Source organism: Mycobacterium lehmannii (assembly GCF_001499925.1).
GTDB lineage: Bacteria > Actinomycetota > Actinomycetes > Mycobacteriales > Mycobacteriaceae > Mycobacterium > Mycobacterium lehmannii.
In genome coordinates this window covers 274007-287278 of record NZ_LQIR01000034.1, presented here as the reverse complement: position 1 = coordinate 287278, position 13272 = coordinate 274007, and the positions used below count along the sequence as shown (strand labels likewise).

The 13272-nt window shown below is 67.4% G+C and carries 13 protein-coding genes; 2 read left to right on the top strand and 11 right to left on the bottom strand.

Going from position 1 to position 13272, the window contains the following annotated elements:
- Positions 1-4: 4 nt before the first annotated feature.
- From trmD to AU192_RS18275, 5 genes are all read right to left on the bottom strand, one after another.
- Positions 5-682 carry a tRNA (guanosine(37)-N1)-methyltransferase TrmD gene (trmD, locus tag AU192_RS18295; protein ID WP_064398662.1) on the bottom strand — a complete coding sequence of 226 codons (678 nt, stop codon included), beginning with the start codon at positions 680-682 and terminating at the stop codon, positions 5-7.
- 3 nt (positions 683-685) lie between these two features.
- Positions 686-1201 carry a ribosome maturation factor RimM gene (gene rimM / locus AU192_RS18290; RefSeq protein WP_064398660.1) on the bottom strand — a complete coding sequence of 172 codons (516 nt, stop codon included), beginning with the start codon at positions 1199-1201 and terminating at the stop codon, positions 686-688.
- Positions 1202-1210: 9 nt separating this feature from the next.
- Positions 1211-1453 (bottom strand): RNA-binding protein, encoded by a 243-nt coding sequence (locus AU192_RS18285; RefSeq protein ID WP_003881089.1) that lies wholly within the window; start codon positions 1451-1453, stop codon positions 1211-1213.
- Between the two features lie 8 nt (positions 1454-1461).
- The gene (gene rpsP / locus AU192_RS18280) at positions 1462-2004 is read right to left on the bottom strand and encodes a 30S ribosomal protein S16 (protein WP_064398659.1); all 543 of its coding nucleotides are present in this window, start codon (positions 2002-2004) and stop codon (positions 1462-1464) included.
- 256 nt (positions 2005-2260) lie between these two features.
- Entirely contained in the window at positions 2261-2677 is a 417-nt protein-coding gene (locus AU192_RS18275) for a nuclear transport factor 2 family protein (RefSeq protein ID WP_064398657.1), read from the bottom strand.
- 32 nt (positions 2678-2709) lie between these two features.
- Between AU192_RS18275 and AU192_RS18270 the strand changes: the two genes are divergently transcribed.
- Positions 2710-3588 (top strand): D-alanyl-D-alanine carboxypeptidase family protein, encoded by an 879-nt coding sequence (locus AU192_RS18270; protein WP_064398655.1) that lies wholly within the window; start codon positions 2710-2712, stop codon positions 3586-3588.
- A gap of 73 nt (positions 3589-3661) precedes the next feature.
- Positions 3662-4495 carry a D-alanyl-D-alanine carboxypeptidase family protein gene (locus AU192_RS18265; protein ID WP_064398653.1) on the top strand — a complete coding sequence of 278 codons (834 nt, stop codon included), beginning with the start codon at positions 3662-3664 and terminating at the stop codon, positions 4493-4495.
- Between the two features lie 173 nt (positions 4496-4668).
- Here the strand turns inward: AU192_RS18265 and AU192_RS18260 are convergent, their stop codons facing one another.
- The 6 genes from AU192_RS18260 to ftsY form a co-directional block, all read right to left on the bottom strand.
- Positions 4669-5751: a metal-dependent hydrolase family protein gene (locus tag AU192_RS18260; protein ID WP_064398651.1), complete on the bottom strand. Its 1083-nt coding sequence runs from the start codon at positions 5749-5751 to the stop codon at positions 4669-4671.
- A 1-nt stretch (position 5752) separates the two neighbouring features.
- A complete protein-coding gene (ffh, locus tag AU192_RS18255; protein WP_064398649.1) occupies positions 5753-7321 on the bottom strand; it encodes a signal recognition particle protein in 1569 nt (522 codons plus the stop codon).
- Between the two features lie 69 nt (positions 7322-7390).
- Positions 7391-9889 carry a [protein-PII] uridylyltransferase gene (locus AU192_RS18250; protein ID WP_423202711.1) on the bottom strand — a complete coding sequence of 833 codons (2499 nt, stop codon included), beginning with the start codon at positions 9887-9889 and terminating at the stop codon, positions 7391-7393.
- Between the two features lie 74 nt (positions 9890-9963).
- The gene (locus AU192_RS18245; RefSeq protein WP_018600748.1) at positions 9964-10302 is read right to left on the bottom strand and encodes a P-II family nitrogen regulator; all 339 of its coding nucleotides are present in this window, start codon (positions 10300-10302) and stop codon (positions 9964-9966) included.
- Between the two features lie 33 nt (positions 10303-10335).
- Positions 10336-11700, bottom strand: a complete 1365-nt coding sequence (locus tag AU192_RS18240) for an ammonium transporter (protein ID WP_064398645.1) — start codon at positions 11698-11700, stop codon at positions 10336-10338.
- A 181-nt stretch (positions 11701-11881) separates the two neighbouring features.
- The gene (gene ftsY / locus AU192_RS18235) at positions 11882-13225 is read right to left on the bottom strand and encodes a signal recognition particle-docking protein FtsY (RefSeq protein WP_165593320.1); all 1344 of its coding nucleotides are present in this window, start codon (positions 13223-13225) and stop codon (positions 11882-11884) included.
- Between the last annotated feature and the right edge of the window lie 47 nt (positions 13226-13272).

Below are 13272 nucleotides of genomic sequence, written 5' to 3'. Positions count from 1 at the left end.
GCGCTCAGTCGAGCAGGTCGGGTCGACGCTCGCGGGTGCGCTCCAACCCTTGTTCGCGACGCCATGCGGCGACCTTGGCGTGGTCGCCGGAGAGCAGGACCTCGGGTACGTCGAGGCCCCGCCAGCTGGGCGGCCGGGTGTAGCTCGGACCCTCGAGGATGCCTTCGGAATGTGAATCCTGTTGATGTGACTGCGGATTGCCGAGCACGTCGGGCAGCAACCGCACGACCGCCTCGATCATCACCAGTGCCGCCGACTCGCCCCCGGGCAGCACGTAATCACCGATCGACACCTCCTCGACGCGCATGCGGCGCGCCGCGTCCTCGACGACGCGCTGGTCGATTCCCTCGTAGCGTCCACACGCGAACACCAGGTGTTTCTCGGTTGCCCATGCGCTCGCATCGGCCTGCCGGAACAGTCGTCCCGCAGGCGTAGGCACCACCAGAAGCGTTTGCCCCGAACAGATCTCGTTGAGCGCCGCGCCCCACACCGGCGCCTTCATCACCATCCCCGGTCCCCCGCCGTAGGGCGCGTCGTCGACCGAGCGGTGCACGTCATGCGTCCAGCGCCGCAGATCGTGCACCTCCAGTTGCACGATGCCGGATTCAATAGCCTTGCCCGGCAACGACTGCCGCAGAGGTTCGAGGTAGGCCGGGAAGATCGTCACAACGTCTATTCGCATGGCTCAGATCTCCAGCAGGCCGTCCGGCGGGTCGATTTCGATGACGTCGTCGGCCAACGACACCGACGTCACGATCGCGCTGACGAACGGCACCAGAACCTCGCGTTCGTCGTCGCGGACCGCGAGCAGCTCACCGGCGGCCGTATGCAGCACCTCGGTGACGGTGCCGACGTCGTCGCCGTCCGTCGTCCGCACCCGCAGGCCCTCGAGCTGATGGTCGTAGTACTCGTCGGGGTCCTCGATCGGCGGCAGTTCCTGGGAGTCGACGAGGAACAGGATTCCGCGAAGGGCGTCGGCGGCGGTGCGGTCGGCGATGCCGTCGAACCGGACCAGCAGACGGCCGCCGTGTTCACGGACCGACTCGATCGTGTACTCGCGCTCGGGACCGCCCTTGGCGGGTCGCCCGCGCAGCGACGTCCCGGCTGCGAACCGCGCGTCGGGATCGTCGGTGCGGACGTCCACCACCACTTCACCGGTGATGCCGTGCGCTTTGGCCACGCGCCCGACAACGAGGTCCATGCTGGCCGATTACTGGTCGGTGTCCACCACGTCGACGCGGATACCGCGACCGCCGATACCGGCGACCAGTGTGCGCAGCGCGGTCGCGGTGCGCCCACCGCGCCCGATCACCTTGCCCAGGTCATCGGGGTGCACGTGAACCTCGACGGTGCGTCCACGCCGGCTGGTCACCATGTCGACGCGGACGTCGTCGGGGTTGTCGACGATTCCGCGTACCAGGTGTTCGACCGCGTCGACGACGACAGAACTCACGGTCTGACTCAGCTTTCGGTGGCGCCGGCGACGGTGGCGTCCTCGCCTTCAGCCGAAGGCTCGGACTGGTCCTTGGCGGGCGCCGGATCGGCCTGGGCCTCGGCCTCGACCGCCTTCTGGTCCGACTCGTCTGAGGCCTTGTCGGCTGCCTTTTTGGCTGCGGGTGCCTTCTTCTTCTTGGGCTGCGTGGCCTCGGTACTCGGACCGCCCTCGGCCTCCGCGAGCGCCGCGTTGAACAGATCCAGCTTGCTGGGCTTGGGCTCCTTGACCTTCAGCGTGCCTTCCGCACCGGGCAGACCCTTGTACTTCTGCCAGTCACCGGTGATCTTCAGCAGCGCGAGCACCGGTTCGGTCGGCTGCGCGCCGACGCTGAGCCAGTACTGGGCCCGCTCCGAGTTGATCTCGATGAGGCTGGGGTCTTCCTTCGGGTGGTAGCGGCCGATCACCTCGATGGAGCGACCCTGACGGCGGGTCCGCGCGTCGGCGACGGTGATGCGGTACTGGGGGTTGCGGATCTTGCCGAGCCGCGCGAGCTTGATCTTTACAGCCATGGTGGGACGTCTTCTCCTGTGATTGCCACGCTGGCAATTCAGCGATCGAGGCGGGTTGCCTCGGCCCGGTTTTGCCTTGCATGTGTGACCGCCGCAGGAGCGCCCGGCGAGATCGCTCGAAACGGGTCCCGCGGCAGACAGCCGCCCATTGTGCCAGAACAGCCGCGACCGGTAAAAATCCGCGCCGCCACCGCGTTGACGGGTTGATCCCACGCACCAGGTGAGGGCGATCAGCCCGTTAAGGGCGTTTACGCGCTCAGACGAGTTTGTCGAAGCACTTCTCCTCGACCCGCTTGCTCATGCGCCAGCCGTCGGCGGTGCGCACGAACTCGTCGACGTACCAGATTCCCACGAAGTAGATCTGACCCTCGCCGCCCATCACCATCGGGTTGAAGCAGATCGCACGCGATGAGCCGGTGTCGCCGGTGATGCGGATATCGACGTTGCCCAGCATGTGGTAGTACGCCGGGAAGTTCGGCAGCACGTCCTTGAGCCACGTCTTGACCTCAGGAAAGCGGCCGTCGATGCCGCCGGTGACGCGGTAGTCGATGTAGGCGTCCTGGGTGAAAACCCGGTCGAGGTCGTCGAATCGCTTCTGGTCGATGGCCGTCGAGTAGTCGATCAACAGCTGCTGTATTTCGAAGCGGTCGGAAATCTCCTCGAGGCTCAACATGCGTCGATTGAACACGACTAGGCTGCCTGCCCATGCGGAAGCTCTTGATCTGCTTGACCACTGTGTTGTGCCTGGTGGCCTTCGGGACCTCCGTCGCGACCGCGGCGCCCGTCGGCGTGAGCCAACCGTCGGGTTCGGTACCGATACCCGAGGGCCCGGCCCGGGCATGGGTGCTCGCCGATATGGACACCGGTGCGGTGCTGGCCGGGCGTGACGAGTACGGCCAGTACGCGCCGGCCAGCACGATCAAGGTGCTGCTGGCGCTGACGGTGCTCGACGAACTGCCACTCGATGCCACCGTGGTCGCCAACGAGGCCGACACCCGCGTGGAGTGCAACTGTGCGGGCGTGACGCCCGGCATGGTCTACACAACACGGCAACTGCTTGAGGCGATTCTGCTGGTCTCAGGCAACGACGCGGCCAACACACTGGCCACCATGCTCGGTGGTTATGACGTCGCCGTGACGAAGATGAACGCCAAGGCCGCCCTGCTCGGTGCCCACGGCACCAACGCGGCGTCGCCGTCGGGGCTCGACGGCCCCGGCATCGACATGTGGTCGTCGCCGCACGATCTGGCGGTCATCTTCCGCGCCGCGATGGCGAACCCGGTGTTCGCCTCGATCACTGCTCAGCCGACGGCCGTATTCCCGACCAAGGACGGTGACAAGGTCCTGGTCAACCAGGACGTACTGCTCGAGCGCTATCCGGGCATGCTCGGAGGGAAGACGGGGTTCACCGACCGCGCCCAGAAGACCTTCGTCGGCGCTGCGCAACGCAACGGTCGCCGGTTGGTCGTCGCATTGATGTATGGCATGGACAAGCCCGGTCAGCCGACCTACTGGGATCAGGCCTCCAGCCTGTTCGACTGGGGTTTCGCGCTGAGTCCGGGCGCCACTATCGGCGCGCTGTGATCGCCGGATGAGTTGCTGAATCGCAACACATCCGAGACCGGGACGGGGAACCCCGCCGATACGCTCGGCGACCATGCGAAGCATGTTGGCTGCGTTGGCCATTGCGCTGACACTGGCCATCGGCGTCGCCGCGCCCGCATCATCCCAGCCGGGAGGCGAACCGTCGGGCGCCGTCGCGCTGCCCGACGGGCCGGCGCAGGCCTGGGTGCTCGCTGACGTCGACTCCGGCCGAATCCTGGCCTCGCGCAATCCCTATGAGCCGCATGCGCCCGCAAGCACCATCAAGGCGCTGCTTGCGATGGTGGTACTCGACCACCTTCCGCTCAACGCGGTGATCGCGGCCAGGCCGGCGGCCGCCGACGTCGAATGCTCTTGCGCCGGAGTCAAAGCCGGGCGCGCCTACACGGTGCGCCAACTGCTCGACGGGCTGATGTTGGTTTCGGGTAACGAGGCCGCCAACGTTCTCGCCGACGGCCTCGGTGGTTACCGCGTCGCGGTGGCGAAGATGAACGCCAAGGCGCAGTCGCTGGGCGCGCCCAGCACGCGTGCATCATCGCCGTCAGGGCTGGACGGTCCGGGCATGGAGTCGTTCACCACCGCCAGCGACCTCGCGCAGATCTATCGCCATGCGCTGCGGTATCCGGTGTTCGCCGCGATCGTGCGCCAGCCGTCGTCGTTGTTCCCGACCGACAACGGGCCTAAGACGATCACCAACCAGAACCAGCTGCTCAAGCGGTATCCGGGCACGCTCGTCGGCAAGACCGGCTACACCAACCTTGCTCGTAACACCTTCGCCGCCGCCGCCCAACGCGGCAACCGCCGGTTGGTGGTCGCGCAGTTGTACGGCACCGGCGACCTCTACGGTCAGGCGATCAAACTGTTCGACTGGGGCTTCGCCCAGCCCTGAACCCCACGCGAGCGACGACCGTGTTCGCGCACGACACGCCGCGATTCTTGAGCGCTACACGGACTTTCGTGGGCCACGAGCGTCCGCAAATGTACCGATTACCCCGGTGTGTCGTGTACAGACACGGTCGCCCGCGGGGACGGTGCCGCTCGCTGGGACGGTCGCTCGCGGGCTCACGGGAAGGTGCGGCCGCGCAGGATCACCAGATCCGGGCGGTTGACGACGGCCGCGCCCTTGCGCGGATCGTCGGCGTAACACACCAGGTCGGCGGGCGCGCCGTGCTCCATGCCGGGCCTGCCGAGCCACTCGCGGGCGGACCAGCACGCCGCGCCCAATGCTTCGGTCGGCGTCATCCCGATACCGGTGAGCGCGTCGATCTCGTCGGCGATGCGGCCGTGGGCGACCATGCTGCCTGCGTCGGTGCCCGCATAGATCGGCACCCCGGCCTCCCTGGCGGCGGCGATGCGCGGATAGCACTTCTCGTGCAGGTCCCGCATGTGCTTCGCGTACGACGGGTATTTCGCGGCACCGTCGGCGATACCGGGGAAGTTCGCGACGTTGATCAGCGTCGGCACCAGCGCGGTGCCGTACTCGACCATCAGGTCGACGGTGTCGTCGGTCAGGCCCGTCCCGTGCTCGATGCAGTCGATCCCCGCCTTGATCAACCCCGGCAGCGCGTCCTCGCTGAACACGTGCGCGGTGACGCGCGCGCCGTTGGCGTGCGCGGCATCGATCGCGGCCTTGAGCACGTCGTCGGACCACAACGGCGCCAGGTCGCCCACCTCGCGGTCGATCCAGTCGCCAACGAGCTTGACCCATCCGTCACCGAACCGCGCCTGTTCGGCCACCGCCGCGGGCAGCGCGGATTCGTCGTCCAATTCGATGGCGAACCCGCGCTGATAACGCTTGGGCCTGGCGAGGTGGCGGCCCGCCCGAATGATCTCCGGCAGATCGTCGTGGTCGGCGAGGCTGCGGGTGTCGATCGGCGAACCCGCGTCGCGCAGCAGCAGCGCACCGACATCGCGTTCGACCTCCGCCTGCGCAATGCAGTCGTCGAGATTGTCGAGCGGGCCGTGATCGCCGAGACCCACATGGCAGTGGGCGTCGACGAGACCCGGCAGAATCCACCCGCCGTCGAACACCGTCTCCGCGCCGCTGACCGGTTCGGCGCTGAGCACACCCCCGTCGATCCACCACTCCACCGGTTGCTCATCGGGCAGTCCGGCGCCGCGGACATGAAGAACGGGGCGCTTCACGCTACTTCTGGCCCGGAAACTTCAGCTTGGACAGATCGATGTCGGCCAGTCCGGGCGGGAGCTCGTCGAGACCCTTGGGCATATCGGACAGGTCCGGGAAGCCGGCGGGCATGCCCGGCATCGCGGCGCCCAGGGGGTTGCGCACCTTGGGCGGAGTCGGGCCCCTGCCTGACTTCTTGTTCTTTCCGCTCTTCTTCTTGTTCTTCGTGTTCTTACGAGAGTTCTTGCGGCCGAACGGCATTCCCATCTGGCCTGCCATCTGCGACATCATCTTGCGGGCCTCGAAGAATCGCTCGACGAGCTGATTGACCTCGCCGACCGTCACACCCGACCCGTTGGCGATGCGCAGCCGGCGCGACCCATTGATGATCTTCGGATCGGCGCGCTCCTCGGGCGTCATACCGCGGATGATCGCCTGCAGCCGGTCGAGCTGCTTGTCGTCGACGGAGGCCAGCGCGTCCTTCATCTGACCCGCGCCGGGCAGCATGCCGAGCAGGTTGCCGATCGGGCCCATCTTGCGGATCGCCAGCATCTGCTCGAGAAAGTCCTCCAGCGTCAGTTCGCCACTGCCGATCTTGGCCGCGGCCTCTTCGGCCTTCTGGGCGTCGAAGACCTGCTCGGCCTGCTCGATCAGCGACAGCACATCGCCCATACCGAGGATGCGGCTGGCCATCCGGTCGGGATGGAAGACGTCGAAGTCCTCGAGCTTCTCACCGCTGGAGGCGAACAGGATCGGCACGCCGGTGATCTCCCGGACCGAGAGCGCAGCACCGCCGCGTGCGTCACCGTCGAGCTTGGTCAACACCACGCCGGTGAAGCCGACGCCCTCGCGGAACGCCTCGGCGGTGGTCACCGCGTCCTGGCCGATCATCGCGTCCAGCACGAAGATCACTTCGTCCGGATCGACGGCCTGCCTGATGGCGGCGGCCTGGCTCATCAGCTCATCATCGATGCCGAGGCGGCCCGCGGTGTCGACGATGACCACGTCGAAGTGTTTGGCCTTGGCCTCGGCCAGGCCCGCGGCCGCTACCGCGACCGGATCACCGGGCGCCGCATCTGCCGAGCCGTCCGCCGACACACCGGGGTGGGGTGCGAACACCGCGACGTCGGCGCGCTGGCCGACGATCTGCAGCTGGTTCACCGCACCGGGGCGCTGCAGGTCGCACGCCACCAAAAGCGGTGTATGCCCTTGAACGCGAAGCCATCTCGCCAGCTTGCCGGCCAGGGTGGTCTTGCCGGAACCCTGTAGGCCGGCCAGCATGATCACCGTCGGCGGCGTCTTGGCGAATGCCAGCGGGCGGGTCTCACCGCCGAGGATGCCGATCAGTTCCTCGTTGACGATCTTGACGACCTGCTGGGCCGGGTTGAGCGCGCCGGACACCTCGGCGCCCCGGGCGCGCTCCTTGATGCGGTTGACGAAGGCGCGCACGACGGGCAGCGACACGTCGGCTTCCAGCAACGCCAGCCGGATCTCGCGGGTGGTCGCGTCGATATCGGCGTCGGTCAGCCGCCCTTTGCCGCGCAGGCCCTGCAGGGCCCCGGTCAACCGGTCGGACAGGGATTCAAACACGACGTCCAGCCTAATGGGAGCCGACAGCGGCGCGCCCGAGCAGGGCGTGCGCGGCGCGAACGGCCGTGATCAGCTCGCTTCGGACACCGGTTTGGGGGCCGGCGGGGCAGGCAGCACCGCGTACAGGTCGCGTTCGATCTCGTCGCGCACGTCCTCATCAGCGGTGATGCCGAACAGGTCGACCACCGAGGAGCCCATCGTCGTCACCTTCGCCCACGCGATGTCGATGCCGTCGCGCTCGAACACGGCGGTCAGCCGGGCCAGCAGGCCCGCGCGGTCGGTGCTGCGGATCTGCACGACCAGTTCGCCCGACCGGGCGCCCTGGGACCACAGGATGCGTGGTGGGGCGGTGACGTGGTTGATGGGGACGGCGGCAGGGACCTCCCCCGCGCGCGACGTGCCGTGCTGCGCCGCCTCACGTTCGCGGCGATCCAGTGCCTCTTGCACGTCGAGTTCACCGTCGAGCGCGAGGATGAACTGCTGGCGCAGCACCTCGGCCGCCGGGGGCGAGCCGAAATGCGGGGAGACGACGAACGTGTTGATCGCCGAGCCCTCGTGACCGTTCACCGAGGCCGAATGGACGCGCAACGAGTTCAGCGCGAGCACGCCCGCCGCCTTCGACAGCAGGCCGCGCCGGTCGGGCGCGATGACCGTCACGTTGAAGATCTGCGGGCCGTCCCCCGGTGTCAGCTCCAGATGAACACCCACCTGTCCAGCGAGCGAAAGATACCGCGGATCAATGGGATCCGGTTGCGGTAGTGGTTCTCCGGCCATCACCATCCGGCAGCGGTGCACGAGATCGCCGAGGAGCGAGGCCTTCCAGTCGCCCCAGACGCCCGGTCCGGTCGCCAGCGAGTCGGCCTCCGCGAGGACGTGAAGCAACTCCAGCAGGACGGGATCGCCGTCGAGAGCGTCGACCACCGACCCAATCGTGTTGGGATCCTGGAGGTCGCGCCGTGTCGCGGTGTGCGGAAGCAGCAGATGGTGGCGGACGACCTTCGACAGGATCTCGACATCCGACGGCCACATCCCCAGCCGGGTGCCGATCTGGGTGGCCAGCTCCGCACCGATGACGCTGTGGTCGCCGCCGCGTCCCTTGCCGATGTCATGGCACAGCGCACCGAGCATCAGAAGGTCCGGACGAGCCACTCGCGTGGTGAAAGCGCTTGCCCGCGCGACGGTTTCGACAAGATGACGATCAACTGTCCAAATGTGCACCACATCGCGCGGAGGAAGGTCACGAACCGCACCCCACTCGGGAAACAGGCGCCCCCACAGGCCGGTGCGGTCCAGCGCCTCGATCGTGTCGACCGCCGACGGCCCCGCGGCCAGCATGACGAGCAGATCCTTGAGCGCCTGATGCGGCCAGGGTGTGCGGAGTTCGGGGGCCGCTGCGGCCAGCCGGGACAGCGTCGAGGCCGCCATTGGCAGCCCCGTCGTCGCCGACGCTGCGGCCACCCGCAGGATCAGGCCGGGATCGCGTTCGGGACGCGCGTCGCGCGCGAGGATGACCTCACCTGCGAACTCGATGACCCCCTCGTCGAGAGGGCGACGAGGGGGACGGCGCAATGCCGCGAATCCACGGCGGGGAAGCGCGTTACCTGCGGTGCGGATACCGGCGTCGACGTAGAAGCTGATGGTGCGCGCGGCATCGGACAGCATCCGGGCCAGATCGAAGCGGTCACCGATGTGCAGAGCCGCGCCGATCTCGTCGGCGTGTTGGGCCAACAACAGGTCGCGGCCGCGGCCGGCCACCCTGTGCAGTTCGGTCCGTACGTTGAGCAACGCCAGATGAGCCTGCCCCAACGACCCGAGCGGGGACGCCAACGTGTGGTTGGGATACCCGTCGGCCAGTTGCGCGATCGCCAGCGCGTTGAGCAGCTGCACGTCACGCAGCCCGCCACGACCACATTTGAGGTCCGGCTCGGCGCGGTGCGCGATCTCTCCGCTGCGCTGCCAGCGCGCCCGGGTGTGCTCGACGAGTTCGTCGAAGCGCGAAGCGATTCCGGTACGCCACTGCCGACGGGCTCCCCCGATCAGCAGCGCGGACAGGTCCGCGTCACCGGCGATATGACGCGCTTCCAGCATCGCCAACCCCGCCGAGATGTCCTCACCGGCCACCTTCAACGCCTCGGGTACGGTGCGCACACTGTGGTCGAGGCGAATGTTGGCGTCCCACAACGGATACCACAGCAGTTCGGCCACCTGGCCGACCACGTCGTCCGGCATGTTGTCGTGCAACAGCATCAGATCCAGGTCGGAGTGCGGCACGAACTCGCCCCGGCCCAGGCCACCGGTCGCGACGATGGCGAAGCCGCTGGTGGGCGTGATGCCGATCTCGGTGGCCTTGGTGGTCAGCCAGAACTCGTGCAGATCTTGCAATGCATGTCGCAGGGCGGCCGAATCCAGTTGGCGCGCACCGTCTGTCAACAGCTGCTTGATCGCGGCGCAGAGGTCCGTCGCCGGACGAGACGAGCCCGCCGCCGGCGCCACCCATTGAGGTGCACCGGCGGCGGTTCGCTGCTCCATGCGCTCGTCGGCAGCTGGTTCGGGATTCAACTCACTCATCTCGTCCTCTCCCCCTGTAAGACTGCGCACGGTGTGTGATCGGACGGAGACGAACTCTCAGTTCTACAAGCGGCTCAAAGGGCGTCGGCTCCCCGTTCCCCGGTGCGTACCCGGACCACGGTGTCGACGGGACTTACCCACACCTTGCCGTCGCCGATCTTTCCGGTCCGAGCGGCCTGGACGATCACATCGACCACCTTGTCGACGGCGGAGTCCTCGACGACAACCTCGACGCGAACCTTCGGCACGAAATCCACGGAGTACTCAGCGCCGCGGTAGACCTCGGTGTGCCCCTTCTGGCGGCCGTAGCCCTGAACCTCGCTGACGGTCATCCCGAGGATACCCGTCTGCTCCAGCCCGGTTTTGACATCCTCGAGTGTGAATGGCTTGACGATCGCTGTAATCAGCTTCATTTAGTGGATCCCTTCCGAGGAAATTGTTGCCGATCAGACGAGCTCGTAAGCGGTTTCAGCATGTTCGGTCGCATCAATGCCGGTGTCCTCGTCCTCCGCGGTAACGCGCCAACCCAACGGCTTAACGATAAAGGCAATGATCGCGGTCATGATGCCGGTGAAGATAACCGCCACCAAGGCGATGACGACCTGCACGACGAGCTGCTGGAATCCACCGCCGTAGAACAGGCCCGTCTCCAGCGCCAGGAAGCCGATGCCTACCGTTCCCCACAGGCCCGCTACCAGGTGCACGCCGACCACGTCGAGCGAATCGTCGTAGCCGAACTTGTACTTCAGTCCGACCGCCAGCGCCGAAAGCGCGCCCGCGATGACGCCCAGGATCAACGAGCCGATGGGCGACAGCGAACCGCAGGCCGGTGTGATGGCCACGAGGCCGGCCACGACGCCCGAGGCGGCACCGACGCTGGTTGCGTGGCCGTCGCGGAGCCGCTCCACCAGCAGCCAGCCCAGCATCGCGGCGGCGGTCGCAGCAGTGGTGTTGACCCAGACCTGGCCGGCGAGCATGTCGGCCGCGCCCTCGGACCCGACGTTGAAGCCGAACCAGCCGAACCACAGGATGGCCGCGCCCAGCATCACGAACGGAATGTTGTGCGGCCGATAGGCGACCTTGCCGAAGCCGGTCCGCTTACCGAGCAGCAGCGCAAGCACCAGTGCGGCCATGCCGGCGTTGATGTGCACGACCGTGCCGCCGGCGAAGTCGATCGGGGATACGTTCGCGGTGCCCTCCTCACTGACGCCGAAAAGCTTGGCCGCAATACCGTTCTCGGCTCCGGACAACAAGCCGCCACCCCAAACCATATGGGCCAGTGGGAAATACACCAACGTCACCCAGATCCCGCCGAACACCAGCCACGTGCCGAACTTCATGCGCTCGGCCACCGCGCCGCTGATCAGGGCGACGGTGATGACCGCGAAGGTCAGCTGGAAGCCCGCCCAGACGATCGCGGGCACCGAACCGAATCCGCCGAGAACGTACAGCGATATTCCGTCCACTTCCTTGGTCTCCAGCAGCGGGCTCAGCCCGAACAGCGAGAACGGGTTGTCGAAGATGCCCGCGATGTCGCTGTTTCCGGTGTGCGCCGACGCGAACGACATCGAGTAGCCCCACAGCACGTAGATGACGCTCACGACGCCCATGGTCCCGAACGACATCATCATCATGTTCAGAACCGACTTCTGGCGTGACAGCCCACCGTAGAAGAACGCGAGACCGGGCGTCATGAGCAGAACCAGCGCCGCGGCGGTGAGCACCCATGCGGTGTCGCCGGAGCTCAACCCGTCGGGGCCGAACGGCGCGAACGCATCATCGGGTAGGGCAAGGGGTAAGGCTGAAACCACTTTGTGTGAACCTCCTTGGGAAGTGCGCCGATCGGATCGGCCTCCCGAAGAGACTCTTTTGTCCGCGTTTCACCGGTGATTCTGTTCCGTTTCCACGAAGTGAACGGACACGCCAGAAGCGTTACGCTCGTGTTTCCACGCCGGTTCCGCCGCGACGCGCGGCTCTGCCTGGCGCATCGGACTATCCGAGAAGCGCGTCGACGAATGCGCCGGGCTCGAACGGGGCGAGATCGTCGGCCCCCTCGCCGAGTCCGACGAGCTTGACCGGAACGCCCAATTCCTGCTGGACACGAAAGACGATTCCGCCCTTGGCCGTGCCGTCGAGCTTCGTCAGCACCACGCCGGTGATGTCGACGACCTCGGCGAAGACCCTGGCTTGCGGCAGACCGTTCTGGCCGATCGTGGCATCGAGCACCAGAAGGACCTCGTCGACCTCGGCGCGCTTGCTGACCACCCGCTTGACCTTGCCGAGTTCATCCATCAGCCCGGTCTTGGTGTGCAGGCGCCCGGCGGTGTCGATGACGATGACGTCGGCGCCCTCCTTGATGCCCTCGTCGACGGCGTCAAAGGCCACCGAGGCGGGGTCGGCGCCCTCCGGGCCGCGCACCACTTGCGCCCCCACGCGCGACGCCCACGACTGCAACTGATCGGCCGCGGCGGCGCGGAAGGTGTCGGCCGCACCGAGCACGACGCGGCGACCGTCGGCGACCAGGACGCGGGCCAGCTTGCCGACGGTGGTCGTCTTACCGGTTCCGTTCACCCCGACGACCAGCAGCACCGAAGGCTTATCCGCATGCGGCAGCGCCCTGATCGAGCGGTCGAGGTCGGGCTGCAGCGCCTCGATGAGGACCTCGCGCAGCACGGCGCGGGCGTCGGCCTCGTTGCGGACCCGGCTGCTGGCCATTCGGGCGCGCAGCGCGGCGACCACCGACTCCGTCACGACGGGCCCGAGGTCGGCGATCAGCAGCGTGTCCTCGACTTCCTCCCACGACTCGTCGTCCAGGTCACCACCGCCGAGCAGCCCCAACATGCTGCGTCCGAGAGTGTTCTGTGACTTGGCGAGCCTGCCGCGCAGCCGCTCGAGCCGTCCTTCGGTCGGTGCGATCTCGTCGAGGAGCGGTGCGTCCTGCTCGACGACGGGGGCCGGCTCGTCGAGGGCGGGCGCCGGTTCGGCAGGTTCAGGCGCGGGCGCCGGCTCGGCGGGCGCGGGTGCGGGGCGCTCATGAACCGGCGGCTCGGGTAGCTGCACGTCGGCGATCGGGCGCTTCGGCGCGTCCCTCGGAATGGTGGCGTCGTCACCGACGGCGGGCAGGCCGGTGGTGTCGATCCGTTCGGGGGGCGCGGTCGGCGCGGATTGCGAGAACGTGATCCCTGAGGAGGCGGTATAGCCCCCGGAACGGTCGATCGGCGTGGCCGCCTCCGTCGACGACAACCGGATGCGCCGCCGTCGATACCGCACCAGCCCGACGACGAGCGCGGCGACCAACAAAACGGCGGTGACCGCGATCGCGATCCACAACCACATCGAGCCAACATCAGTCACGGCGCCATTGTCTCAAGCTGAGTCGCGCC

What these genes read in the sequence shown, in the direction of transcription:
- trmD (WP_064398662.1), bottom strand. Translation starts at nt 682, where the DNA reads ATGCGAATAGACGTTGTGACGATCTTCCCGGCCTACCTCGAACCTCTG.
- rimM (WP_064398660.1), bottom strand. Translation starts at nt 1,201, where the DNA reads ATGGACCTCGTTGTCGGGCGCGTGGCCAAAGCGCACGGCATCACCGGT.
- rpsP (WP_064398659.1), bottom strand. Translation starts at nt 2,004, where the DNA reads ATGGCTGTAAAGATCAAGCTCGCGCGGCTCGGCAAGATCCGCAACCCC.
- AU192_RS18275 (WP_064398657.1), bottom strand. Translation starts at nt 2,677, where the DNA reads ATGTTGAGCCTCGAGGAGATTTCCGACCGCTTCGAAATACAGCAGCTG.
- AU192_RS18270 (WP_064398655.1), top strand. Translation starts at nt 2,710, where the DNA reads ATGCGGAAGCTCTTGATCTGCTTGACCACTGTGTTGTGCCTGGTGGCC.
- AU192_RS18265 (WP_064398653.1), top strand. Translation starts at nt 3,662, where the DNA reads ATGCGAAGCATGTTGGCTGCGTTGGCCATTGCGCTGACACTGGCCATC.
- AU192_RS18250 (WP_423202711.1), bottom strand. Translation starts at nt 9,889, where the DNA reads ATGAGTGAGTTGAATCCCGAACCAGCTGCCGACGAGCGCATGGAGCAG.
- AU192_RS18245 (WP_018600748.1), bottom strand. Translation starts at nt 10,302, where the DNA reads ATGAAGCTGATTACAGCGATCGTCAAGCCATTCACACTCGAGGATGTC.
- ftsY (WP_165593320.1), bottom strand. Translation starts at nt 13,225, where the DNA reads ATGTGGTTGTGGATCGCGATCGCGGTCACCGCCGTTTTGTTGGTCGCC.